This window comes from Trinickia sp. (assembly GCF_051954495.1).
Lineage (GTDB): Bacteria > Pseudomonadota > Gammaproteobacteria > Burkholderiales > Burkholderiaceae > Trinickia.
The window spans coordinates 43,347-65,437 of the sequence record NZ_JBQCHR010000196.1 but is presented as its reverse complement, the minus strand read 5'-3'; the positions used below and the strand labels follow the sequence as shown (position 1 = coordinate 65,437).

Genomic DNA, 22,091 nt, shown 5'->3' with positions numbered 1-22,091 from the left:
AACGAACTGCTGTCGACCGCGGGCCCGGACGCCGTCGCGCACGGCGACGGCGCGGCGCTGTCGCTCGCCCTCGCCAAGCGCGCGGGGCAGACGCCGAAGCCTTCGGAGAAGCCCTCGACGAAGCCCTCGTCGAAGACAGCGGCCGATGCGTACGGCATGTTCGGGCCGCCGCCGAAACTGGAGTCGGGCAAGCTATTCGATGCGATCGCCGCTGGGGTCAAGACGCTGCAGACGCGCAACGACAAGGCCGTGAAGGACTTCACGACGCCGACGCCCGAAATGGCCGAACTCGTCATGCGTTGGGGCGGTTTGGCCGGCGACGGTCCGGGTGGGCTCGAGAAGGTGCAGGCCGCATTGGCCAAGACGATCGACAAAACCCCTTCGTTGAAGAAACCGCTCGAGCGGAAGGCCGCGACCGTCGACGAAAGCGCCGGCGACGTCGCGAATGTCCTGCTCGATTTGCGCGCGGCGGGCCCGAGCATTCAGCACGTGAACGGCTTCGGCAAGTTGAACGGCGCCGCATCGAATCTGCAGAAGGACAAAGAGACGGCGGCGTCGATTTCCGTGAGCGCCACGGCGCAGTCCGCGATTACCGATGCCGAGGTGCGGCTGGCCGCTGAGCAGAATCCGAGCTACAAGCTCCATTCGGCCCCCCCGAACCTGCTCTGGGCCTCGCGTATCGCACGCGGCATCGTGGCCGAAATCGCCGGCGTGAAGATTCCCTCGCAGCCGGGCGCCAAGCTGGACGCGGCGCTGGCCAACATTTCGCGCTTGTCTCGCGCCGATCGCCAGCAGCTTTTCGGCGAATCGGACATGGGCAAGATCGAAAAGGCGCTGCGCGGAAAGAGCTTGAGCGCGCAAGCCATCGATGTCGAGCAGGCCGAAAGGGCCATCGCCGACAACGGCATGAATCCCATCAAGGCGCGCGGCGGCTATTCCCCTGCGACGCCCGAAGGCAAGGTCATGACGGGCCTCGGTAGCGCGCTCTATGTCGTGGGCGCGTGGGACTTGCTGAAGACGCCGTTCGTCAAGGGGCAAAACCCGGTTCCCGTGATTCTGAATCGTTCGTTCGGCGCTTACATCGTTTGGGGCGCCGCCAACAACGGCTATCTGCATGCGTCCAGCTGGGCGCAGAAGCTGCTCGTCGGCGAAAACTCGAAGCTGTTCACGAACAAGATGCCGGTCGGCGGCTGGCTCGATCGCCTCACGCGCCCCGCGGTCGGCAAGGGCACGGTGTTCGACTATTCGGGCGAGGCGTTCGAGGGCGGGGCATCGGTGCTGTTGGCAGGCATCTCGGCTTACGAATTCGCGCACAAGCAGTATTTCTTGGGCGGCTCGTACTTGACGGCATCCGTTGCCGGCGCTTATCCGCTTGCTCAAAAGTACGGCCCGAAGCTCGCGCAGTGGGCGGCGGGCGGCACGGACGAAGCGATCGGCGGCGACCTATTGGCCGAAAGCCTCGAGGGCGGGGCGGCGGCGGGCGGCTTGAGCGAATGGGCCGGGCCGATTTCGGCCGGCGTCGTGCTGGCGACGACGGTGGGCTTGTACGGCTACAAGATGTACGAGCGCGTGAAGGCGTCCAACAAGATGGAGCCGCTGAACCGCACGTTCCTGAACGAACTGGGCTATTCGAAAGGCCAAGCGAAGCAATTGGCCAACGACGACTCGCACGGCAACAGCGTGGGCCCGACGTTGCAGGCGGTGGCCGAGCGGCTCGGTATCTCGCCAGCTCGGATGGGGCAGTATCTGTCGTCGTTCAAGGATACGTCCAAGCTGAAGGAACTCGTCGTCGCCGCGCAGGGCGTGAAGGCCGATTCGAAGGGCCGGTACCGTCTGACGCTGCTCGATCACAACGACGCCATTCCCGACGCGCCGGCGGGTTCTTCGCCGAAAGCGCTCAAGGCGTTCTACGAAAAGCATTCCGATCTGCTCGATACGTCGCCGTACCAGCCCTATCGCATGCATGCCGGCGTACCCGTGCAGCAGGGCGCGACGCCGCCCGCGAACGCGGACGACAGCTACTATCGCGCGCTGGCGGCGCAGAGCGAAAGACCGCACAGCATCGACGGCTTGATTCAGTTTGCCAAGGACAGCGGCTTTGCTTTTCCGACGGCGCCGGCCGGCAGCGATGCCCCGCCGAAGAAGCCCACGCAGCCCGCGCAGCCGAAGGAGCCGGCCGAGCCCAAGACGCCGACCGACCGTGTCGTCAAAGTGCACAAAGGCGACACCATGACCGGCATCGCGCGAGCCAACGACTCGACGCTGCCTAAACTGGCGCCCTTGAACCCGGCTTTCGACTGGTCGCTGCTCGGGATCGACACGCCGAAACAGGGCTCGCGCGATCCGAACCTGCTCTTTCTCACCGACTTGATACACGTGCCGCTCAAGCACTGACGCCGACTGCTGTGGATCGCGCGCCGCCGCGCAACTTGCGGCGGCGATCAGAGAATCAGCCGCGAGATCTTCGTGCCTTCGAGCGAGACGCCGGCCATGAGGCCGGCGTTCGTCAGCACGAACGCTTCCACTGGGCTCGTCGCGGTGGATGTATCGACGTTGCCGTTCGCCCCCACGCGCAGCACGGCGACGGTGGCGTCGACGCCGGCGGCCCATCCTTGGCTGCTCGTGAATTTATCGAGCGCTTCCTGCGTCATGAACAGCATGATGATTGCTTTCGACTGCGCTCCGATCTGCGGACCGAATGAGGCGGCGGCTACGCTGTAGTACCCGCTCGTCTGCCCGCCCACGCGCAGCGCGCCTTGGCCATATTGGCCGCCTATCCAAAAGCCGGCCGAGATGACCGATGGAAACACGAGCACGCCGCGCGCGTTGCCGACCAGCTCGCGCGAGCCGTGCACCGTGCCGTAAAGCCGTGTCAGGGTGGCTTCGACGTCGGCGTCGATCGTGGCGCGGCGGCCGGCGCTGGCCTCTGGCGTGCCGGACGACGACAGCGGCGTGGTCGTGCATCCTGCGAGCGACAGGCCGCTCGATGCGAGTGCGGCTCCGGTCAATGCGATGAATCGGCGACGTTGCATGAATCCTCCTGATGAAACGGATTAAGGCGACGCGGTTGGCGCGCAGCGCGTGGCCCGCACCGATGCCCACGGCTCATTCAAAGACAACAAAAACAGTGCCGGAGTTCCGGCCCCGCCGGCGAGGGCTCTTGGGCCTGGGGTGCGGCCTGGACCGGGCGCGGCTCGAGCAGTATGAAGGCTCGGCGGAAGCCTCGGGCATGCTTAAGCGTCGCTTAAGCTTGCGAGCGCGGTTGTCCTCTACTATCGGGCGCAGGGGTGCTTTCATTCGTCGACGCGACATGAGCACATGCAGGCGAGCGTTCATCGCACGCGCTCTTATCGCTTTTCAAAGATGATGAATGCCACGAATGTCGATTTCGCTTGCACGAAGTGCGCGAAGTGTTGTCACGACCTGCGCTTGCCGCTGACCGTGGACGAGGCGATAGCGTGGCTCGCCCGCGGCGGCACGGTCGAACTCCTATGCGAGGCCGTGCCTTGGCACGCCGAGCCGCCCCCCGAAAATCTATCGGCCGCGCACAAGCGCCGCCGGTCTTTCGCTGGCAGAAGCGGCCGTTTGCCTGTGCGGCTCATCGTTATTTTGGCGGCGGCGTTCGCCGGGCCTTGCCCGAACCTGATGCCCGATAACCGATGCGGCATCTATGCGCTGCGTCCGCTCGTTTGCCGGATCTATCCGGCCGAAATCAATCCGTTCATCGGCTTTGAGCCGCGAAACAAGGCTTGCCCACCCGAAGCCTGGTCCCAGCGCGCGCCGGCGTTCGTACGCGGCGGGCGGCTGGTCGATGCAAGCACGGCCGAACTCGCTGAACGCTCGCGCGCGGTCGATGCGAACGAGGCGCCCCTCAAAGAACAGCTGTGCCGCGCGCTGGGAATAGACCGAGCCGCGATCTCGAACGAAGGATTCGTGGTGCATACGCCGAATGCCGGCTTGCTGCTGGACACGCTACGAGCGATCCGAGCTCAGCCCGAGGCCGACATCGGATCGCAACCGCCTTTGGCGGGCAACAGCGAATGGCGCTTGCTGTCGAACCGGAAGGTGAGCGTCGACGCCTTAGTCGCTGTAGGCGCCGATGGCGAGTTTGCCGACAACCTGACTCGCGCATCGTACGCATACCTATCGCTCTTCGACTCCGCGGCGTGAACGCCGACGATCGCGCCGCTAGTGCGGTACGTTCACCACGCCGTGGCTCACCCCGATCGCGTTGACGCCCGGGTCCGATTCGATGGCGGGGAGGTTCGCCGCGGTCAGCTTGGGCGCCGCCCCGGGTATCCCGCCGCGGGGCACCGCGCGAATGACCTGCGACGGGGGCAGCGGCGCGCCGTCATGCAAGTGACGCCACATCAGATCGAGTGCTTGCAGATAGTAGTAATGCACGGGGATGAAGCGCGTGTCGAAGCCGGGTACGCCCAGAAATGCGTCGAAGTGCTGGCCGTTCATGACCTCGTAGAGCGAGACCTCGCTGCGCCGTCCTTCCCGTGCGCTGTTGGCCGCGAGGTAGGCGCGCGAGGCATGGTTGATCGGCACCAATGCGTCGCTGCGACCCTGCACGAGGATGGCCGGTTTGCCGTGCAGGTCCGCTTCGACGCTGATGGCGCGAACGCTCGCCTGCATGCGCGGGTCATGATGCGTCCAAAGGCGGCGCAAGCAGAGCGCACCGGCGAAGCTCGCATCGGGCGTGGCGAACCGGTGATCGGCCGCGCCCGCCGGGGCATCGTTGTAGACGAGATTGACGCCATTGGTCGGCGGCACGCCGTTGCCTAGGCCGAATACGGTCAGCATCGGCGAAACGGCCGGCGGCACGCCCGCGGCGCCTGTCGCGGCGTTCGTCGTGCCAAAGCTGAAACCGCACAGGTTGTCTAGCACGCTGGCGCGCGTGTAGGCGTTCGCATACGTCACCGCAACCGCCGGCTCTGCCTGCGAATCCCACATCGGCGCTTGCAGCAAGTCGGAATCGGCTTCGTAGCCGGCTGCATGTAGGCGCGCGAGCGCATCGTCGGCCTGCGCCTGCCAGTCGGCCCCCGTCACGTAGCCTGCCGCCGCGAGGGACGCGCAACGCGCTTGGCGAATCGCGGTTGTCTGAGCCAAGGGAACGGCGGTGAGATAGGGCGCGCCTGCAGCGGCTTGCGCGAGCGCTGCGCACGGCTGCAGCAGGTTGGCGAGCGTCACGTAATCGGCCAGCGGTTTGCCCGCCTGAGCGATGAGTTGCCCGCCTTCGAGCACTTGCGCGCGGCGCGGCATGTCGACGTTGATCTGAGGTTCGCCGACGACGACCGCCGTGATCCAACCGCGCCGGTCTTGCTCGGCCGCCGCGAGCGAGGCGCCGCCGCCGTTGCTGACCGAGGCCGCGATCGTCGTGATGCTGCCCGGCATGTACCGGACGCGATGATGCGAGCCCGCGAGGGCCGGGCCGAACTGATGATTCAGCGCCCAATAGGCGAACTGAACCGCCTCGAGCGTGTCCTTGCCCCAATCTTGTTCCGGGTTCTGCTGTGAATGCGCGTGCTTGAACGCATACCGATTCGGAAATGCGGCGTTATAGCGGGAAATATCGGAGGCGCCCGCATCGACGGTGAACAGGCTCTTGCGGCCGGCGCTTGCCGCGTCGGCGAGAAGCCCGTCGATCAGCGTCACGTGTCCCGTCATCAGTTCTTGCGCACCGTTGCCCGAGCCCTTGTCGGTATAGGCGACGGCGCAACCGCGCTTCAGCCCCCACTCGCCGGCGGCCGACACCGCGCCGTAGACGCCGCGCGAGCCCGACGAGGTTGCGGTGACGATGCAAGGCTTCGCCGGATCGAAATGCGCGGGCACCTGCACCATCAGCGTGACGTTTTCTCTGCCGCTGCCGTTGTCGGCATAGGCGAGATACTCGGTGCCGGCAACCTTGCCTTCTCCGAGCGTGTCGTTCCCGTCCGCATCGATATTCGGTCCCCAGAAGCGGCCGTAGCCGCCGTTCGGCGACATGTCGACGAGCGCGCGATAGTTTGCCCAGATCGCGAGCCTGCGCAACTCGGCGGCGGTGGGGCTGGCGGGGTTCGCGATGGCGGGGGCGCCTCCGGCAAGACCGGACTTGCCGAGGCCCGCCGTCAGCAAATCGTCGCTGACGCCGTCGTAGGTGTTGGTTTTGAGGCTGTCCGCGACGACGAACCACGGCAGACGATTGACGCCCGGCCGTGCGTCGTTGCGGTCGTCGGCATGCGCCGTCGATAGCAGCGAGGCGGCGGCCATCGCCGCGCCCGCGAGGAGGGCGGCATGTCTGATTGCAAGAGGAATGGCTTTCAACGGTGTCTCCATTTTTGCTGCGCGATGCGCGGTTTGGATGCGAAGACTTGCGTGACACTGCCATGACATCGACCGCGAGCGGATGCGTGCATGGAGCGCGCGATCCCGTTGGTCGATCACGCGATTGTGCTGAAACTTCCGGTAGCCATCAACTTGCCGTTTCCGCGCACTGTGACCTCAGTCACATCGCTTTTCCTGCAGCCCCCGTTTCGTCAGATGATCGACGAGCCGCTGCGCGGCCGGCTGCAATGCTTCGTAGTCCTTGAAGCACACGGCGAATCTCCGCTTGGCCCACGCATCGGTCAGCGGCACCATCTTCATGTCGAAAATTTGCGCGTACGTCAGGCCGACTTCGGCGGGGACCACACTGATGCCGAGATTCGCGGCGACCACGCGAAACGTGGCGTCGAACGTCGATACGATCATCCGATACGACACGCTGCGCCCCAATGCGGCGGCCGCGCGCCGCAACATCGTATGCACGGCTGTGGAAGGCGGCATGCCCACGTGCTCGAAGTCGAGCGTCTGTTCGAGCGACAGCGAGGCGTGACGTGCCAGCGGGTGCGCGGGATGCACGGCCAACGCGAGATGATCCTGCCCGTAAGGGCGATGCGTAAGCCCTTGCAGATCGACATTGTCCCAACACACGCCGATCGACGTCTCGCCATCGCGCACGCGGCGCACGAGTTCGAGCGAGATTTGCTCGTCGACGCTCACCTTGACGTTCTCGTGCTCCGGTTGCCGCAGGAACAGCGCGATGTCGTCGAGCAAGGTCTCCGCGATCGCGGATGCGGAAGCGCACACGGTGACGCTGCCGACCAGTCCCCGCTTGAACCCGGCCACGTCGTGAACGATACGGTCCATCGTGAACAGCGCGTTGCGTGCGTGTTCGAGCAGAACGGTGCCCGCCGGCGTAGGCTGCGCGCCCCGGCGCGTGCGCACGAGCAGCGGCACGCCCAAGTCGCTTTCGAGCTGGGCGATGCGCTTGCTGATCGCCGAGGGCTCGATATGCATTTCGTCGGCGGCGCGCGCCATGTTGCGATGGTCGCAGACCGCCACGAACAGGCGCAGCGTTTTCAGGTCGATGTCACGCATTGGATGGGGGCGCCGCTCGATTTGAACCGCCGATGAGTTTCCAGATCGGAAAGCTACTGCTTCCAAAATACCGCTTGATGGAGCGGCGGGAATGTCTAAAGTTAGCATAAAGCCGGCGCATCGGCGATCGGCCAACCGGAGACACGCATCCATGAAGTCATTTCCTTCCCACGCAACGATCCGCGAGGTCGGCCTGCGGGACGGTTTGCAGAGCATTCAAACGATCTTGCCCACCGAGCGCAAATGCGAGTGGATCCGCCGAGCGTATGCCGCCGGCCAGCGCGAGATGGAGGTGGGCTCGTTCGTGCCGGCGCGGCTGATGCCGCAACTGGCCGATACGGCGGAGGTGGTCGCTTTCGCCAAGACGTTGCCGGGCCTCGAAGTGTCGGTGCTCGTGCCGAATTTGAAAGGGGCGGAGCGCGCCTTCGAAGTCGGCGCGGATGCGTTGCTCGTCCCGCTATCGGCGAGCCACGCGCATAGCCTCGCCAATTTGCGCAGGACTCCTGATGAAGTGATTGCAGAGGTAGCGCGTATCCGGGCGGCGCGCGACGCATGCGGCGCTCATACGCGAATCGAAGTCGGCATCAGTACGGCTTTCGGCTGCACGATCCAGGGCGATGTGCCGCACAGCGAGGTGTTGCGGTGCGTGCAGGCCGTGCTCGATGCGGGCGTCGATCAGGTCGGGCTGGCCGACACCGTCGGTTACGCGGGGCCGGGCGACGTGCGCGATCTGTTCGAGAAGGCCCGGCGCGTGGCGGGTGAACGCCTGGCATGCGCGCATTTCCACGATACACGCGGGCTCGCGCTGGCCAATGCTTATGCCGCGCTCGAAACGGGTATCGTGCGGTTCGACGCTTCGCTCGGCGGCATCGGGGGCTGTCCGCACGCCCCTGGCGCGAGCGGGAATGCGTCCACCGAGGATCTCGCGTTCATGCTGGAGGAAATGGGCATCGACACCGGAGTCGATATCGCGGGCCTGCTCGCGCTGCGCGCCGAGCTCGCCGGCTGGCTGCCGAACGAAGCGCTGCATGGCAGCGTGGCGCGTGCCGGGCTACCCAAGACCTTCGTCGCTCGTTCGGGTCTCGTCGGCATGGCGGAGCGCGCATGAGCGCGCCTCTTTCGCTTCCGCTCGAGGGCATTCGCGTCGTCGAATTCACGCACATGGTCATGGGGCCGACGTGCGGCATGATTCTGGCCGACCTCGGCGCCGAGGTCATCAAAAACGAGCCGCCGGGCGGCGACAAGACGCGTCGCCTGCCGGGCCTAGGAATCGGGTTCTTTCGCTCGTTCAACCGCAACAAGAAGAGCGTCGTCATCGATATCGCAACGGCCGAGGGCCAGGCGACGGCAGTCGATCTGATCGGCGAATGCGACGTCGTGATCGAGAATTTTCGGCCGGGCCTCATGCGCGAGTTCGGGCTCGACTACGACACGCTGTCGCAGCGCTATCCGCGGCTCGTCTACGCATCGCATAAAGGCTTTCTACCGGGCCCCTACGAGAAGCGCCTCGCGCTCGACGAGGTCGTGCAGATGATGGGCGGCCTGGCGTACATGACGGGGCCGGTGGGGCGTCCGCTGCGCGCCGGCGCATCGGTGAACGACATCATGGGCGGCATGTTCGGCGCGATCGGCATTTTGGCCGCGCTGCGCGAACGCGACCGGACGGGCCGAGGGCAGGAAGTGCAAAGCGCGCTGTTCGAGAACTGCGTGTTCTTGTGCTCGCAGCACATGCAGCAGCACGCAATGACGGGCGAGCCGTTGCCGCCCATGCCGGCGCGTGTGTCCGCGTGGAGCGTGTACGACGTTTTCACGCTGGCCGAAGGCGAGCAGTTGTTCATCGGCGCGGTGAGCGACAAGCAGTTCGTCGCGCTATGCGGGGTGCTGCAGCGTCCCGACATCGCGGCCGATCCTCGTTTCGGCAGCAACGCACAGCGCGTCGCGACGCGGCCCGAGTTGATGCCGCTTTTGTCTGCGGCGTTGCAGGAGCAGCGCGTCGACGCGCTCATGCCGAAGCTCGAAGCAGCGGGCATCCCTTATGCGCCGATCGTTCGACCGGAGCAGTTGCTCGACGATCCGCACTTGAAAGCGAGCGGCGGTCTAGCGCCGATGACGACGGAAGACGGCGGTACGGCCGACGTCGTGCTATTGCCGCTTTCGATGGGCGGGCGCCGTCCGGGCGTGCGGCGAGCGCTGGCCAAGGTCGGCGAGCACACGCAAGAGATCCTTGGGCGGCTTGCGCGGCGCTCGCGCGGCTAGCGACTCGTTAGGCTTTGGCGACGACCCGGATCTGCAGCGCTTGTCCGCCTGCGGCGATGCCGAGCAGGCGGTCCACGTTCGGATGCGCACCGGGACGGGTGCGGGCGTCGGCCGTATGCTCGGCGAACACCGCTAGGCCGTGCTCGGCGGCCCGCGCATCGAGCGCGCCGAACGCCTGCTGAAGATAGTGATACACGGCAAGCGAGCCTTGCTTGCCAGGCATGTTTTCGATGCTTGCCACCACGGTGTGCTGGCCGTCGACGAGATCGATCCGCTCGACGGCGTCGATCGCGGGCAGCAGCGCGAGGTTCTCTTTGAATACGTTGGTCGGATCGATCACTGAAGGCTCCGTTTTCCTGATTGGCTTGGCGGGGCCGACATGTTAGCCGATCGTCGCGGGGAACTGGGCGAAGTCACGGCACGCTGCCTTCCATGTGCGCGGCCACGCCGAGGTCGGCCGCGCCGTTCGGCGTCAGGTAGCGCGGCAACGAAGACACCTGGTGCTTGAGCAGCGGCTTACTGTAGAGGAAGCCTTGCGCCACTTCGCAACCGTGGATGTCGAGGAACGCGGCCTGTTCGAGCGTTTCGACGCCTTCGGCCACGACGCGATGCCCCAGGCAGCGCGAGATGGAAAGAATCGCTTTCACGAGTTCGGCATGACGTGGATCGGTCGATACCTTTTGCACGAAGGATCGGTCGATCTTCAACGTATCGATCGGGAAGCGGGCGAGATAGCTCAATGCCGAGTATCCCGTGCCGAAGTCGTCGATCGCAATCGACACGCCCATGCTCTTGAAGGCCGAAAGCGTTCGCGTGACCGAATCGTCTTCCTCCAGCAGCAGGCTTTCGGTGATCTCGAACTCAAGCCATTCGGGCCTGCAACCGGTTTCGGCGAGCGTCTTTTCGACCAGCTGTACAAGGCCGCGCGCCTGAAACTGTCTGGGCGAAAGGTTGATCGCCACCGTGTGAGGCGATCGGCCTTGTGCGTTCCATTCCGACGCGGAGCGGCAGGCCTCGCGGAGCACCCACTTTCCGAGTTCGACGATGAGTCCCGTTTCCTCCGCGATCGGCACGAATTGATCTGGCGGGACATAGCCCGAGCCGGGCCGATTCCATCGCAGCAACGCTTCCGAGCCGATTACCTTGGCGTCGCGGAACGCCACCTGCGGCTGATAGCGCAGTTCGAGCTCGCCCTGATCGATGGCGCGTCGAAGATCGGATTCGAGCTGCAGGTTCGCGGCGGCTTCGACGGTCAGGTCGTTTGTGTAAAAGCGGAATCCGCGACGGCCCGAGCGTTTGGCCAGATACATGGCCGAATCGGCATACTTGAGCAAATCTTCGGGATCGGTGCTGTCGATCGGGCACAGCGCGATGCCGAGGCTGCACGATACAAACACTTCCTTGCCGTTCAGCACGAAGCGCTCGGCGAGCCGATTGAGGATCGTCGTCGAGATCTGCTCGAGCGTACGACGGTTCAGCGCGTCGGGCAGCAGCACCGCGAACTCGTCGCCGCCGAAGCGCGCAACGATGTCGCCCGGCCGCACGCTCTCGCGCAGTCGCGCCGCGGCTTCGCGCAGCAACTCGTCGCCCACCGCATGGCCCATCGTATCGTTGACGCACTTGAAGCGATCCATGTCGATCATCATCACGGCTGTCAAACGACCGTTCGCGCCCGCGGACGTCATGCGCCGCAGCGTCTCGTTGAACGTCGTGCGGTTCGGCAGCCCCGTGAGCGCGTCGAAATACGCCATGTGCTGGATCTTTTCTCGCGATGCATGCAGTTCCGTGATGTCCCGGCCCACGGCCAGCACGGTTTCCACCGTTCCGTCCGCGGCGAGTTCGGGCGTCAGGCGGATCAGATGGCATACGGGCTCGCCGGCGGCGGGCTGCCACTTCAATTCGAACTGACGGTCGGTCCCGGTGGCGAACACCGCTTCGATCTCGCGTTCATACAACAGCGCGTTGGGGCCGCCCGGATATTCGGAGGGCTTTTGACCGAGCATCGCAGCCGCGCCGCCCGGTGAAAATGCCGCGAACGTCGGGTTGACGTAGAGACGGCGTATTGCCTTGTCGTAGCGCGCAACCGTATCGGGCGAGTGTTCCACCAGCGTGCGGAATTCTCTTTCGCGTTGAGACAGTTCACGCGCCTTGTCTTCGAGGCTCTGATTGAGCTGAACGATTTTGTCGTATTGCTCGCGCAGTTCGGCTTCCGCCCGCTTGCGTTCGGTGATGTCCATGATCGCGCCGATCAGCCCAGCCTGACGGCCTTCGGCGTCGTGAAAAACCGCCTTGGTGAATTCGACGTCGCGGTCTTCCTTCCGCGCATTGCGCGCCCGGAATTCGTATCGCTGAATGCCTTCGTTCGCGAATAATTCTTCGTCCTTTTCGAAGTAGGTCTGCGCCAATTCGTAAGGGTTGATTTCGAACACGGATTTACCGACGAATTGCTCTTTCGGAATACCGAGAAAGTCTTGGAATGCCCGATTCAACTGGAGATAGCGTCCCCGCCTGTCTTTCGAAAAGACAGGGATCGGTATCGTATCGAGCAGCGATTCGAGGAACGACTCGCGCTCGCGCAACTTCGTTTCGGCATGTTTGCGCGCCGTCACGTTAAAACAGATCGCGAGCACGCCTGGATCGCCGTCGCGAACCGGATCGGCCGCCAGTTGAACGAGGTAATGCTGACGCTGCGCGGCGGGCATGCCGTCGAACGCTAGTTCGATCTCGCGTGCGACGCCATCGGCCGCCACCGCGGCGATCATGGTCAAAAAGCGTTCGAACGTCCCTGGGGAGAGCAATTCCGCTTCGGTCAACACGATGCGCGAACTGCCGAATAGGGCGCTCATCATGGCCGTCGCGGCGCGGTTCATGTAACGCCGCCGCCCACGTGCGTCATAACGGATGACGGCCGTGTGCAGATCGCCGACCGGCACGCGGTACTCGTCTTCACTTTCGATTCCAGGGTTTTCCATGCCTTCCAGGGCTGTTTTGTCGATGCATTGCCGCCCAGGTTCGGTTCTTGAACTCGGCGATGTCGTGCGCGCGCGCGAATGCGCGCCATCAATAGGGATAACGGCGGAAAGCGATGAATTCTGAAGGATGGGGTCGGACCGGATGGCGTAGCGCGGCGGTTTGGAGCAGGCGAAACCGCGAGGCGGAGCCCGCGGCGCGCCGGACTGCTAGAGGGGTGTCGACGCGGTGTCGATGCGGTGTCGATGCGGAGTCGGTAGGCGCTGGCCGTCGAACACAGGCTCTACGGCACGGCTTCTCATCGAGTTTTGGCTTGCGTCGTCCTCAGTTGTCGAACGTCCCGCGATATTCGGGCGCGGCATCGGAGCGCGTATTGAGCTCGAACATCAGGCCTTCCGCCGTGCGGCAAAAGAAGCGCGAACCGCGGCCGTTGTTGAACACGTCGGTCTCCATATGAACGCCGTCCGCTTTTAGCCGCTCGTAAAGGGCTTGCACCTCATCTAAGTTCGGCAATTCAAACCCTGCATGAAAACTGCGAGGCCACGACGGTGCGTCTTCGCCGATGTATTCGATTACCACGTCGAAGCCGGGGCGCTTGAGGATATAGGATCTTTCCCAATGGCCGGCGATCGTGAAGCCCAGGTGTCGCTCGAAGAAATCGGCGGTGGCAACGGGATTCGATGAGGGGAAGCTCAAATGATTGAGCTTCATGGTTTTCAAAAATGCAGTCATCTTCAGTCTCTCGGTGAGTGGCAACGGCCCCGTGCGGTGGCCGTTGGAGGACTTCAGAATATAAGTAAAAGCTCACATTCAACAACTCGCATTCTAAGGCTGGCCATTGCTCGCGAAACGCATGCACGGGTGGGGCGATCCGCGCATTGCGCCGCTTCCTGCCGATCGTTGCTCGCATTTGCGTGGGGCGCTTAGCCCTTCTTCACTCTAGACAGGTAGCCGAAAACGGCCGCCCGCAGGCGGTGCTCTAGGCTTTCGATGTCGGTTTCGCCTCGCTGGCCGGCCGCATCGACCATCCCGCGAACGATGGCAAATAAATCGGCCGCAGCGATGTCGGGATTCGGGTGCTTGGGGATGGCCCGTTTGACGATCGTGGTGCAAAGCTGCTCCAGCTCGGAGCCCCCGATCTCGCCGCGCATGGCCGGGCGGTCCTCCTCGATGTCGAGCAGCCGCGCCAGCATTGGCCGCCGCAGCTGTTGCCGCACGGCCGCGCTTATCAGATACTCCAGCGCCGCCTTTGCGCTTCTTTTCGTGAGCGCGACTGCCATGTCGTCATAGAAGCGCTTCGTTTCCCGATGAATGAGCGCGACGGTCAGCGCATCCTTGCTCGGGAAGTATTGGTAGAGTGACCCGATACTCACGCCGGCTCGCCGCGCGACCGCATTCGTATTGAACCCCTCGAACCCCTGCGTTTCGAGTGTCTGCGCGGCCGCTTCGATGATCGAAGCCACCGTCTCTTCAGAGCGGGATTGGCGTGGCGCTTTTCTGGGGCGAAGTTGTGTTTGTGGTGTACGTCGATCTGTCATGCTTGTTTTCCGCGGCCGAATCGACACGTCGTCGGGGGATGAAAGCGGGCGACGAAGCGCGTTACGGCTTAACTTTCTTCGGTTTGGCGGGTTTTGCTTTTGCTTTCGTCTTGACGTTGGCCGCATTGAGTTCGACCGCTTCGCGGATCAACGCCTTGAACGCGCTCGCGTCGATGAGCTCGCCTTCGCGGATATCGATCGCCCGTCGGGCATTGCCGTCGAGGCTCGAATTGAACAGTTTGGCCGGATCCTTCAATGAAGCTCCCTTCAGAAAGGTCAGTTTCACCACGGCCTTATACGATTCGCCGGTGCAGACGATCCCGTTATGCGACCACACGGGGGTTCCCATCCACTTCCATTCCTCGACGACATCCGGCTCGGCCTCTTTGATGAGCTGACGTACTTTGCCGAGCGTTTCGCCGCGCCAATCCGCTAAATTGGCAATGCGCTCGTCGATCAGTTCGGAGGCCGATCGCTGCCCGGGCAAGGTGGATTTGTCGTTCATTTTCTTGTGCGAACCCTACGAGTTGTAATGAGGTGCAACGTCGATGCTAGGGCGTATCTATACGTAAGAAGGTCTGGACTCGTCAAGCCGGGAACAGGGCGGATCATCAGCCGCCCGCTCTACCGCGCGTGCGGCTGACCGAGGGCTGCTGCGCCGCCTCTATCAGCCGCCGCACGAAGTCGAGCACCTCCGGCCGCGTTTCGCGCTTGGCCGTCAGTACGTGGTAGGCCACCGGCGACTCCACTTCGAACTGGCCGACCCGCACCAAGTCGCCGCGTGCTAGCCACGCATCGGAAAACGGCTCGCGCGCGAGTGCGATACCGAGCCCCGCCTGCGCGGCCGCCAGCACCGACCCGTAATCCTCGAATCGCTTGTCCTTCGGCCGAGGCTTCAACGTCACGCCTTGCGGCGCGAACCATGCGCGCCAACCCGCCAGATCGGAATCGTGCAGCAGCGGCCAATCGAGCAGCTCGATGCATTCGCGCGTCTTCAACTTGGCGGCGACAGCCGGAGCGGCCACGGGATACAGCGCTTCCGGCACCAGCGGCTGCGAGTCCAGGCGCGGCCAATAACCCGCGCCGCATCGCACCGCCACATCGACCTCGCCGGCCGCGACATCCGCATTGCGATGCGTGATGTCGAGTTGCACCGCGAGCGGCGGGGGGCCTGTCTCGATCGCGTTCAGGCGAGCAAACAGCCAAAGCTGAGCGAATGTGGGGGTCACGCTGACTTTGACGATGCGAGGCGCGCGCGCAGGACGCCACTGATCGGCGGCGCCGTCGATGATCGAAAACGCTTGTTCGATGCGACCCACGAGCCGTTGCCCATCCGGCGTCAAGCGCACCCCGCGCCCGTGACGCTCGAACAGAGGGTACCCGAGCCAGTTTTCGACAGCGCCGATCCGGCGGCTGATTGCGCCGTGCGTGACGCCGCACGCCTGCGCCGCGGCGCTGAACGAGCCTTCGCGAGCCACGATGCATACCGCCTCGAGGCTCGCCAGTGGCGGGCGAAGCGTTTCCGTGCTGTGATCCATGCTCACATCTCGATGTCTGTTTGTGCTGTAGCTTAACAGCACGAAAAGATCGATGATCAATCCTATGAACAGTTCCTCTTCCACTACCACGCGCTTGTTTCCGTTCTCTGCCTCCGCGCTGGCGGCAGCGGCGGTGGCCGTGACGATCGCCTCTTGGGCCAGCGCATTCCCGCTCATCCGTATCGCGCTGCAGGGTCTCTCGCCGTTGCATCTGGCGGCGGCGCGGTTCGCCACGGCCGCGCTGCTTGCCGGCGCATGGCTCGCCTATCGCCGGCCGAAGCGGCCAACGGCTCGCGATGCGCTGCGTTTCGCGTTGTGCGGTTTCTTCGGAATCGGCATCTACAACGCGCTGCTGAACACGGGAGAGATGACCGTGGCCGCCGGCGCGGCCAGCTTCATCGCCAACACGCTGCCGATCTTCACGGCGCTGCTGGCCACCGTGTTCTTGGGCGAACGGTTCAATCGATGGGGGTGGCTGGGGTCCATCTTCAGCTTCGCGGGGATCGGCGTCATTGCCAGCGGTCAGCCGGGCGGGATCGTGCCGGGCGCCGGCGCGAGCCTGATTCTGTGCGCTGCGATATGCGCGGCCGTTTTCTTCGTCATGCAGCGCCGCTTGATTCCGGTTTATGGCGCCCTAGCTTGTACGGCCTATACCTTGTTGGCCGGCGCACTCTGGCTGGCGCCCTGGTTGCCCGGCGCACTCATCGAACTTACGCACGCGCCGGCCCGGACGGTCCATGCCGTGGTCTTGCTGGGCGTGTTTCCCGCCGCGCTCGGCTATGCCACCTGGGCCTATGCGCTCGGGCACTTTGGGGCGGCGCGCGCGGCGAACTTCCTTTATTTGTCTCCGGCTGTCGCCACCGCGCTGTCCATGGTTCTGACGGGCGAGCAACTGAATATGTCGACGGTGGCGGGCGGCGCGATGGCGATCGCCGGCGTGGCGTTCGTTGCCTGGCGCGGTCGAACCTGATTTTTAGCCATTGCTTAGACTTTTTATTTTGTAGGCACGTATTGAATACGTCGGCACTACGAACTAACCCTCCCTGCAGAATTGCCGCTGCGCGCCGTTAATCAACGAGGAACTATTCGTTGATGACGTGCCGGTCGCATCGCTCGCTTAGCGAGCGGCCGAATTTGCTTGCGGGGGATGTGTGGATCGATTGACGCTCGGAAAAAAATTAGGATTGGCCTTGCTGGTCATGTGGCTGGGCTTATTGTCCTTCGGCGGATTCGCTGCTTGGCAGACGCGCGAGACGATGCTGGCAGGGCGCCAGGCGGCCGTGCGAAACATCGTGGAGGCCGGGGTCGGCGTCATCGCGCAGTTTCAGCAAATGGCCGAACGCCACGAGATTTCGGAGGACGAGGCCAAACATCGTGCGATGGCCCGCGTCGCGGCGATGCGCTACCCGGGCAATGGGTATCTGTTCATTACGGATGCCAAACCTGTCGTGATCATGCATCCGGTGTTGCCGGACTTGGTGAACAAAGACCAAAGCAACTACAAGGACGTCAACGGCAAGCTGCTGTTCGTCGAGATGGTGAAGGTCGCCAAGGCCGACGGTGCGGGCTTCGTCGATTACATGGCTCGGCTACCGGGCAAGTCGACCGAGGTTCCGAAGATTTCCTACGTGAAACGCTTCGAGCCGTGGGACTGGTACATCGCATCGGGCGTGTACATCAACGATATCAATGCAGCCTTTCGCGTACGTCTCGTCGGTTATCTGCTGACGATTCTGGCCATCGGCAGCATCAGCTCGTTCGTGCTGTTCATGATCATCCGCAACGTCCAGCGCAGTCTGGGCGGCGAGCCCGCCTATGCCGCGGCCGTGGCCGAATCGATCGCCGAGGGCGATCTGACGCGCGACGTCGACGTGCGGGAGGGCGATCACAGCAGCATGGTGTTCGCCATGCGGCGAATGCAGCATCGCCTGGCCGAAACGATGCATCGTATCCATGGCGGGACCGAAACGATCAAGGATGCCGCGCAGCAAATCGCGGCCGGCAACCTCGATTTGTCCTCGCGCACCGAGCAGCAGGCGGCCTCGCTGGGCGAAACGGCGGCAAGCATGGAGCAGCTGACGGCCACGGTGAAACAGAACGCCGACAACGCGCGTCAGGCCAATCAGATGGCGGCCGACACGTCGCGCATCGCGGGCGAGGGCGGCGAGGCGGTCCAGCAAGTCGTGGCGACGATGCAAAACATCGCGGCCAGTTCGACGCGCGTCGTCGACATCATCTCCGTCATCGAAGGCATCGCGTTTCAAACCAATATCCTGGCGCTGAACGCCGCCGTTGAAGCGGCGCGTGCGGGCGAGCAAGGGCGAGGGTTCGCGGTGGTCGCCGGCGAAGTGCGCAACCTCGCGCGCCGCAGCTCCGATGCGGCTAAGGAGATCAAAGGCCTCATCGAGGAATCGGTCGGCAGCGTCGAAGACGGCAAGACGCTCGTGGAAAGCGCAGGCGGCAAAATGCAATCGCTCGTGCATTCCGTCAAGCGCGTGACCGACATCATCAGCGAGATCTCGGCAGCCTCGGAAGAGCAAAGCCGCGGCATCGAGCAAGTCAATATCGCGATCGCGCAGATGGATCAGACGACGCAGCAAAACGCGGCGATGGTCGAGGAGGCAGCAGGCGCCGCGCAGTCGATGCAGGAGCAGGCGCGTGTGCTGGCCGAGGTCGTCAGCACGTTTCGCGTGCGCGGCGCGGGGCGTTGACCGGCGCGGGGCGCGGGCGCGGCCAGGCTCGGGTCGACGCCCGGGCCCGCCGCGCCTCGGGCTATCCGGTTTCGATATTCAAGCGCGCCAGTAGTGCGTGCGCCTGCTCGTCGATGTCCGCGTCGTTGGGACGCAGCGCGAAAGGCGTCGCGCGCGGCAACTCGGTGAAATGTCCGGCGCTGCTGCGCGCATAGGCCGGATCGTAATGCAGCTCGATGAGCTCGGTGAACAGCTGGGCCCGAGCATCTTCGTCGATGAATCGGCACCACCGGTTCACTCGCTCTCGGCTGTGCAGGCCGATCAGCTTCATCAGCTGTGCTTTGAACCCTTCGGGTGCGTCGAACAAGTGCCCATAGTCGTCGAGCAAGAACGCGATCCTCTCATCGCGTTGCGCCTCCACGGACACGCAGCGCCCGCGGTGCATCGCGCCGAGCAAGGCGTCGGGCAGCATGACACGGCCGATTGCGCGGCTTTCCGCTTCGATGAAGACGGGGCGATCGGGCGAGAACGCGCCAAGCGCCGCGACAAGCGCGGTGTCGAACGCCTTTTGCGAAGGCTGCGGCTCGCCTTGCAGCGCGCCGAGCAGCGAGCCGCGATGCGCCGCCAAGCGTTCGAGATCGAGCGCTTGCGCCCCCGCGCGACCGAGTGCGCGCAATAGACGCGTCTTCCCGCTGCCCGTCGATCCCGTCAATACGATGTACTTGAACCGTCGAGGCAGCACGGTCAACGTATCGAGCACCGAACGACGATAGGTCTTGTACCCGCCATCGAGCCGCCGCGCCTGCCAGCCCATGAGATTGAGCCAGACGGCCAGCGATTCGGAGCGCTTGCCGCCGCGCCAGCAATAGACGAGCGGCCGCCACCCGCGCGGGCGATCCGCGAACGTCGTCTCCAAGTGCCGCGCGATATTGCGGGCGACCATGGCCGCGCCCACGCGCGTGGCTTCGAACGCGGACGTTTGCACGTACAACGTGCCGACCACGACGCGCTCCTCGTTGCTGAGCACGGGCGCGTTGGTCGCGCCGGGGACATGGTCTTCGGCGAATTCGAGCGGGGTGCGCACGTCGACGACTTCGTCGAAATCGGTCAATCGCTCCAAGCCGACGCTGAGGTCTTTCAAGGCGAAATGAGAGTGCGGGATTGCGGCGATTATGACATGGGGCAGCCGCGAATTTCGGCTGCGCCGGTGGAATGACTGGCGAGCATGGCCTATGCTTAGCGGTTCGTGTGGGACGCCCGTATGGCGTCGCCTCGCAATCGGCCTTGAAAGGAGCAGCGATGCGCCAAGCGCTCGAACACTTACACGTCGACGTCCGCGGGCGCGGGCTCGTCGAAATTACCGACCGCGTGCGCGAATTCGTCGCGGCACAATCGATCGAGACGGGGGTGCTGACGCTATTTTGTCGACATACATCGGCTTCCCTGTTGATCCAAGAGAACGCCGATCCGTCCGTACGCCGCGATCTCGAACGCTACTTCGCCGAAATCGCGCCCGAGGATGCGCAGCGCTACGAACACGATACGGAAGGCATCGACGACATGCCTGCGCACTTGCGTACCGCGTTGACGCAAGTGCACATGTCGGTTCCGGTCGAAGACGGCGCGCTCGTGCTCGGCACGTGGCAAGGCATTTACCTGTTCGAGCACCGCCGTCAGGCGCATACCAGAGATATCGTGCTGCATCTGATAGGCGAGTGAAGCGCGCACGGCGATGACGGCGATATCGAAACCGATGATGAGCGATACCGCCGCCGTCGCATCAACCGAGGTCGAGCGCGCCGGTCAAATCGCCCGGTGGCGTTTCGCCTCGCGCGGCGAACGCTCGGTTACGTGCCGCCACGCCGTCCAAAGGCGCGAGACCGTGGACGCGATCGATGAAGCGCAAGATCGAGTTCGTGTCGTAGAACGTGTGATCGACGTAGCCCTTCTTGGCGAACGGTGCGATCACCAGCGCGGGAATGCGCGAGCCCGGCCCCCAGCGATCGCCCTTGGGCGGAGCGACGGGATCCCACCATCCCCCGTTCTCGTCGTGCGTCATGACGATGACGGTATCGGCCCATTGAGGGCCGTTGCGAATATGGTCGATCACGTTCGCGATGTGCCGGTCGCCCGATTCGATGTCGGCATAGCCGGCATGCATGTTCAGATCGCCTTGCGGCTTGTAGAACGTAACGGCCGGTAGGCGCCCCGCATCGATGTCGGCGATGAAGCGATTCGTCGACGCGTCGTTCCCCATGCCCGCGTCGCGCAAGTGCCGCGCGCGCGCCGCGGTGCCCGGCGCGTAGTTCGCGAAATAGTTGAATGGCTGATGATGGTATTGGAAGTCGGGCGACATGCCGGTGTCGCGATGCTCGAGCGCATATTGCCAGGCGCCGCTGTACCAGGCCCAGTCGACACCCTTCGCCGAAAGCCGATCGCCGATGGTGGCGTAGGCTTGCGGCGGCATGACGCGCGGGTTGGACGGGTCGGCCAAATTCGGGTCGCCGTTGGCGCTTGGTGCGACGTAGCTCGGCTGGTAGGGCGGCGCCATGGTGTTGACGGCATAGCCATCCGGCGTGAACAGACCGTCCCGCACGAATTTCGGGGGCGCGTCGAGCGCCGACGGCTTGCTGCTGGGCGCCACCTTGAGCCGTGTGCCGAGCGGATCGTCGCCTTCGAGCACCGAGATGAACTCCTTGGCCGGACTATTCGCGATGTTCGGATAGAACGGCGCCTGCGCCGAGATCAGGAAGATGTGATTGAGCCAAGACCCGCCGAATGCGGCCATGAAGAAGTTGTCGCACAACGTGTACTGCCGCGCGAGATTCCACAGCCGCAGCGTCTGCCCCGAATTGCGGTAATGCCCCATCACGAGTGCGCCGGAATCGGCCCATGCAACGAACTGATCGTTGCGCCCGCCGTTGATCTGCATTTGGTTTTGATAGAAGCGATGCCACAAGTCGCGCGTGATGACCGCGTTCGGCAGGGGCCGGCCCTGCGCATCGGACACGACGAACGGCCGATTCGGCAGCTTGGCGATGTCGTCCTGCCCGATCATGTAGCGCGTCACGCCGACTTGCTGCGCCTGAGGCACGAGACCGCCCCAGATTTTCGGGAGGTACGGCAATACCGTCTTGCCGTCGCGGTCCAACTGCGGGGGGGGCTCGGCCGATGCCGTGTCGATCGGATACTGCACGCCCGGGAAATGCCCGTACAGGTTCGCGAAACTGCGGTTTTCCGCGTAGATGACGACAATGTGGCGCACGCGGGCGCGTAACGCCGCATCGAGCGCTTCGGCGCGCGCCGATCGCGCCGTCGGCCCGGCGGTTGCGCCGTCGGCTCCCGTCGCCGTGGTACAAGCGGGCAGCGCGAGGCCCATCCCCATGGCGGCTAGGCCGCCCAGCACGCGGCGTCGTTCGGGGTTTTGCGGTTGATCGGAGTCGCTGCCCGGCAGCGCTTGGGTTTGCGGGACATGCGGCGCTTCTTTTTTCATAGGCTCGTCTCCGTCGTAGCTCGCGCAGACGCGCAAGCGCGCAGGCATGGCGTTGGCCATTCGCGCGGTGGTGGCTGCCGCGCGAAAGGGCGCGACCCTCGTCGTCACGCGCGACATGGTAACGCGGCGATTCGCTCGCGGCGGTATTTCTAGGCGGGGCCTATCAGTCTTGAGTGGGGCCGCGAAGGGGACGGGCCCGCGC

General features: G+C 64.3%; 18 protein-coding genes. 7 read left to right on the top strand and 11 right to left on the bottom strand.

The genetic code is table 11. The features are described from left to right. A partial coding sequence (locus ACTHNR_RS27780) for a hypothetical protein (RefSeq protein WP_440552279.1) occupies positions 1-2,394 on the top strand: 2,394 nt, incomplete at its 5' end. A 47-nt stretch (positions 2,395-2,441) separates the two neighbouring features. Here ACTHNR_RS27780 and ACTHNR_RS27775 read toward each other — a convergent pair. Continuing rightward, positions 2,442-3,032 (bottom strand): BPSL1445 family SYLF domain-containing lipoprotein, encoded by a 591-nt coding sequence (locus ACTHNR_RS27775; RefSeq protein WP_440552277.1) that lies wholly within the window; start codon positions 3,030-3,032, stop codon positions 2,442-2,444. Positions 3,033-3,363: 331 nt separating this feature from the next. Here ACTHNR_RS27775 and ACTHNR_RS27770 point away from each other — a divergent pair, with 331 nt between their 5' ends. Further along, entirely contained in the window at positions 3,364-4,170 is an 807-nt protein-coding gene (locus ACTHNR_RS27770) for a YkgJ family cysteine cluster protein (protein WP_440552275.1), read from the top strand. Positions 4,171-4,188: 18 nt separating this feature from the next. Here ACTHNR_RS27770 and ACTHNR_RS27765 read toward each other — a convergent pair whose 3' ends face one another. Beyond that, positions 4,189-6,321 (bottom strand): D-(-)-3-hydroxybutyrate oligomer hydrolase, encoded by a 2,133-nt coding sequence (locus tag ACTHNR_RS27765; RefSeq protein ID WP_440552273.1) that lies wholly within the window; start codon positions 6,319-6,321, stop codon positions 4,189-4,191. A gap of 165 nt (positions 6,322-6,486) precedes the next feature. Continuing rightward, on the bottom strand, positions 6,487-7,404 hold the full coding sequence (locus ACTHNR_RS27760; RefSeq protein WP_440552271.1) for a LysR family transcriptional regulator: 918 nt from the start codon (positions 7,402-7,404) through the stop codon (positions 6,487-6,489). Between the two features lie 151 nt (positions 7,405-7,555). Between ACTHNR_RS27760 and ACTHNR_RS27755 the strand changes: the two genes are divergently transcribed. Together ACTHNR_RS27755 and ACTHNR_RS27750 are read left to right on the top strand one after the other, a co-directional pair. Further along, positions 7,556-8,512, top strand: a complete 957-nt coding sequence (locus tag ACTHNR_RS27755) for a hydroxymethylglutaryl-CoA lyase (RefSeq protein ID WP_440552270.1) — start codon at positions 7,556-7,558, stop codon at positions 8,510-8,512. Further along, positions 8,509-9,660: a CaiB/BaiF CoA transferase family protein gene (locus ACTHNR_RS27750; RefSeq protein WP_440552267.1), complete on the top strand. Its 1,152-nt coding sequence runs from the start codon at positions 8,509-8,511 to the stop codon at positions 9,658-9,660. Before ACTHNR_RS27755 ends, ACTHNR_RS27750 begins: the two co-directional genes overlap by 4 nt. Positions 9,661-9,667: 7 nt before the next feature. On the opposite strand, the gene ACTHNR_RS27745 is transcribed toward ACTHNR_RS27750, so the two are convergent. From ACTHNR_RS27745 to ACTHNR_RS27720, 6 genes are all read right to left on the bottom strand, one after another. After that, positions 9,668-10,000, bottom strand: a complete 333-nt coding sequence (locus tag ACTHNR_RS27745; RefSeq protein WP_440552264.1) for a DUF2322 family protein — start codon at positions 9,998-10,000, stop codon at positions 9,668-9,670. A 73-nt stretch (positions 10,001-10,073) separates the two neighbouring features. After that, positions 10,074-12,632 carry a sensor domain-containing protein gene (locus tag ACTHNR_RS27740; protein ID WP_440552262.1) on the bottom strand — a complete coding sequence of 853 codons (2,559 nt, stop codon included), beginning with the start codon at positions 12,630-12,632 and terminating at the stop codon, positions 10,074-10,076. A 322-nt stretch (positions 12,633-12,954) separates the two neighbouring features. Further along, entirely contained in the window at positions 12,955-13,362 is a 408-nt protein-coding gene (locus ACTHNR_RS27735; RefSeq protein ID WP_440552260.1) for a VOC family protein, read from the bottom strand. A gap of 191 nt (positions 13,363-13,553) precedes the next feature. Beyond that, the gene (locus ACTHNR_RS27730) at positions 13,554-14,168 is read right to left on the bottom strand and encodes a TetR/AcrR family transcriptional regulator (protein ID WP_440552286.1); all 615 of its coding nucleotides are present in this window, start codon (positions 14,166-14,168) and stop codon (positions 13,554-13,556) included. Between the two features lie 61 nt (positions 14,169-14,229). Beyond that, positions 14,230-14,673: a DUF1801 domain-containing protein gene (locus tag ACTHNR_RS27725; RefSeq protein WP_440552259.1), complete on the bottom strand. Its 444-nt coding sequence runs from the start codon at positions 14,671-14,673 to the stop codon at positions 14,230-14,232. Positions 14,674-14,779: 106 nt separating this feature from the next. Next, entirely contained in the window at positions 14,780-15,706 is a 927-nt protein-coding gene (locus tag ACTHNR_RS27720; RefSeq protein WP_440552257.1) for a LysR substrate-binding domain-containing protein, read from the bottom strand. 64 nt (positions 15,707-15,770) lie between these two features. Here ACTHNR_RS27720 and ACTHNR_RS27715 point away from each other — a divergent pair, with 64 nt between their 5' ends. Further along, on the top strand, positions 15,771-16,676 hold the full coding sequence (locus ACTHNR_RS27715; RefSeq protein ID WP_440552284.1) for a DMT family transporter: 906 nt from the start codon (positions 15,771-15,773) through the stop codon (positions 16,674-16,676). Between the two features lie 229 nt (positions 16,677-16,905). Continuing rightward, on the top strand, positions 16,906-18,417 hold the full coding sequence (locus tag ACTHNR_RS27710) for a methyl-accepting chemotaxis protein (RefSeq protein ID WP_440552282.1): 1,512 nt from the start codon (positions 16,906-16,908) through the stop codon (positions 18,415-18,417). A gap of 61 nt (positions 18,418-18,478) precedes the next feature. Here ACTHNR_RS27710 and mnmH read toward each other — a convergent pair whose 3' ends face one another. Next, positions 18,479-19,537, bottom strand: coding sequence for a tRNA 2-selenouridine(34) synthase MnmH (gene mnmH, locus ACTHNR_RS27705; RefSeq protein WP_440552255.1), 1,059 nt, complete (start codon positions 19,535-19,537; stop codon positions 18,479-18,481). Between the two features lie 158 nt (positions 19,538-19,695). On the opposite strand from mnmH, the gene ACTHNR_RS27700 reads away from it, so the two are divergent. Beyond that, on the top strand, positions 19,696-20,115 hold the full coding sequence (locus tag ACTHNR_RS27700) for a secondary thiamine-phosphate synthase enzyme YjbQ (RefSeq protein ID WP_440552253.1): 420 nt from the start codon (positions 19,696-19,698) through the stop codon (positions 20,113-20,115). A 61-nt stretch (positions 20,116-20,176) separates the two neighbouring features. On the opposite strand, the gene ACTHNR_RS27695 is transcribed toward ACTHNR_RS27700, so the two are convergent. Continuing rightward, on the bottom strand, positions 20,177-21,889 hold the full coding sequence (locus ACTHNR_RS27695; RefSeq protein WP_440552251.1) for an acid phosphatase: 1,713 nt from the start codon (positions 21,887-21,889) through the stop codon (positions 20,177-20,179). Positions 21,890-22,091: the final 202 nt, after the last annotated feature.

Excerpts from the sequence above, each read along its gene's own strand:
- ACTHNR_RS27775 (WP_440552277.1), bottom strand. The coding sequence starts at position 3,032 with ATGCAACGTCGCCGATTCATCGCATTGACCGGAGCCGCACTCGCATCG.
- ACTHNR_RS27770 (WP_440552275.1), top strand. The coding sequence starts at position 3,364 with ATGATGAATGCCACGAATGTCGATTTCGCTTGCACGAAGTGCGCGAAG.
- ACTHNR_RS27765 (WP_440552273.1), bottom strand. The coding sequence starts at position 6,321 with ATGGAGACACCGTTGAAAGCCATTCCTCTTGCAATCAGACATGCCGCC.
- ACTHNR_RS27760 (WP_440552271.1), bottom strand. The coding sequence starts at position 7,404 with ATGCGTGACATCGACCTGAAAACGCTGCGCCTGTTCGTGGCGGTCTGC.
- ACTHNR_RS27755 (WP_440552270.1), top strand. The coding sequence starts at position 7,556 with ATGAAGTCATTTCCTTCCCACGCAACGATCCGCGAGGTCGGCCTGCGG.
- ACTHNR_RS27750 (WP_440552267.1), top strand. The coding sequence starts at position 8,509 with ATGAGCGCGCCTCTTTCGCTTCCGCTCGAGGGCATTCGCGTCGTCGAA.
- ACTHNR_RS27740 (WP_440552262.1), bottom strand. The coding sequence starts at position 12,632 with ATGGAAAACCCTGGAATCGAAAGTGAAGACGAGTACCGCGTGCCGGTC.
- ACTHNR_RS27735 (WP_440552260.1), bottom strand. The coding sequence starts at position 13,362 with ATGACTGCATTTTTGAAAACCATGAAGCTCAATCATTTGAGCTTCCCC.
- ACTHNR_RS27730 (WP_440552286.1), bottom strand. The coding sequence starts at position 14,168 with ATGACAGATCGACGTACACCACAAACACAACTTCGCCCCAGAAAAGCG.
- ACTHNR_RS27725 (WP_440552259.1), bottom strand. The coding sequence starts at position 14,673 with ATGAACGACAAATCCACCTTGCCCGGGCAGCGATCGGCCTCCGAACTG.
- ACTHNR_RS27720 (WP_440552257.1), bottom strand. The coding sequence starts at position 15,706 with ATGGATCACAGCACGGAAACGCTTCGCCCGCCACTGGCGAGCCTCGAG.
- ACTHNR_RS27715 (WP_440552284.1), top strand. The coding sequence starts at position 15,771 with ATGAACAGTTCCTCTTCCACTACCACGCGCTTGTTTCCGTTCTCTGCC.
- ACTHNR_RS27710 (WP_440552282.1), top strand. The coding sequence starts at position 16,906 with ATGTGGCTGGGCTTATTGTCCTTCGGCGGATTCGCTGCTTGGCAGACG.
- ACTHNR_RS27700 (WP_440552253.1), top strand. The coding sequence starts at position 19,696 with ATGCGCCAAGCGCTCGAACACTTACACGTCGACGTCCGCGGGCGCGGG.
- ACTHNR_RS27695 (WP_440552251.1), bottom strand. The coding sequence starts at position 21,889 with ATGAAAAAAGAAGCGCCGCATGTCCCGCAAACCCAAGCGCTGCCGGGC.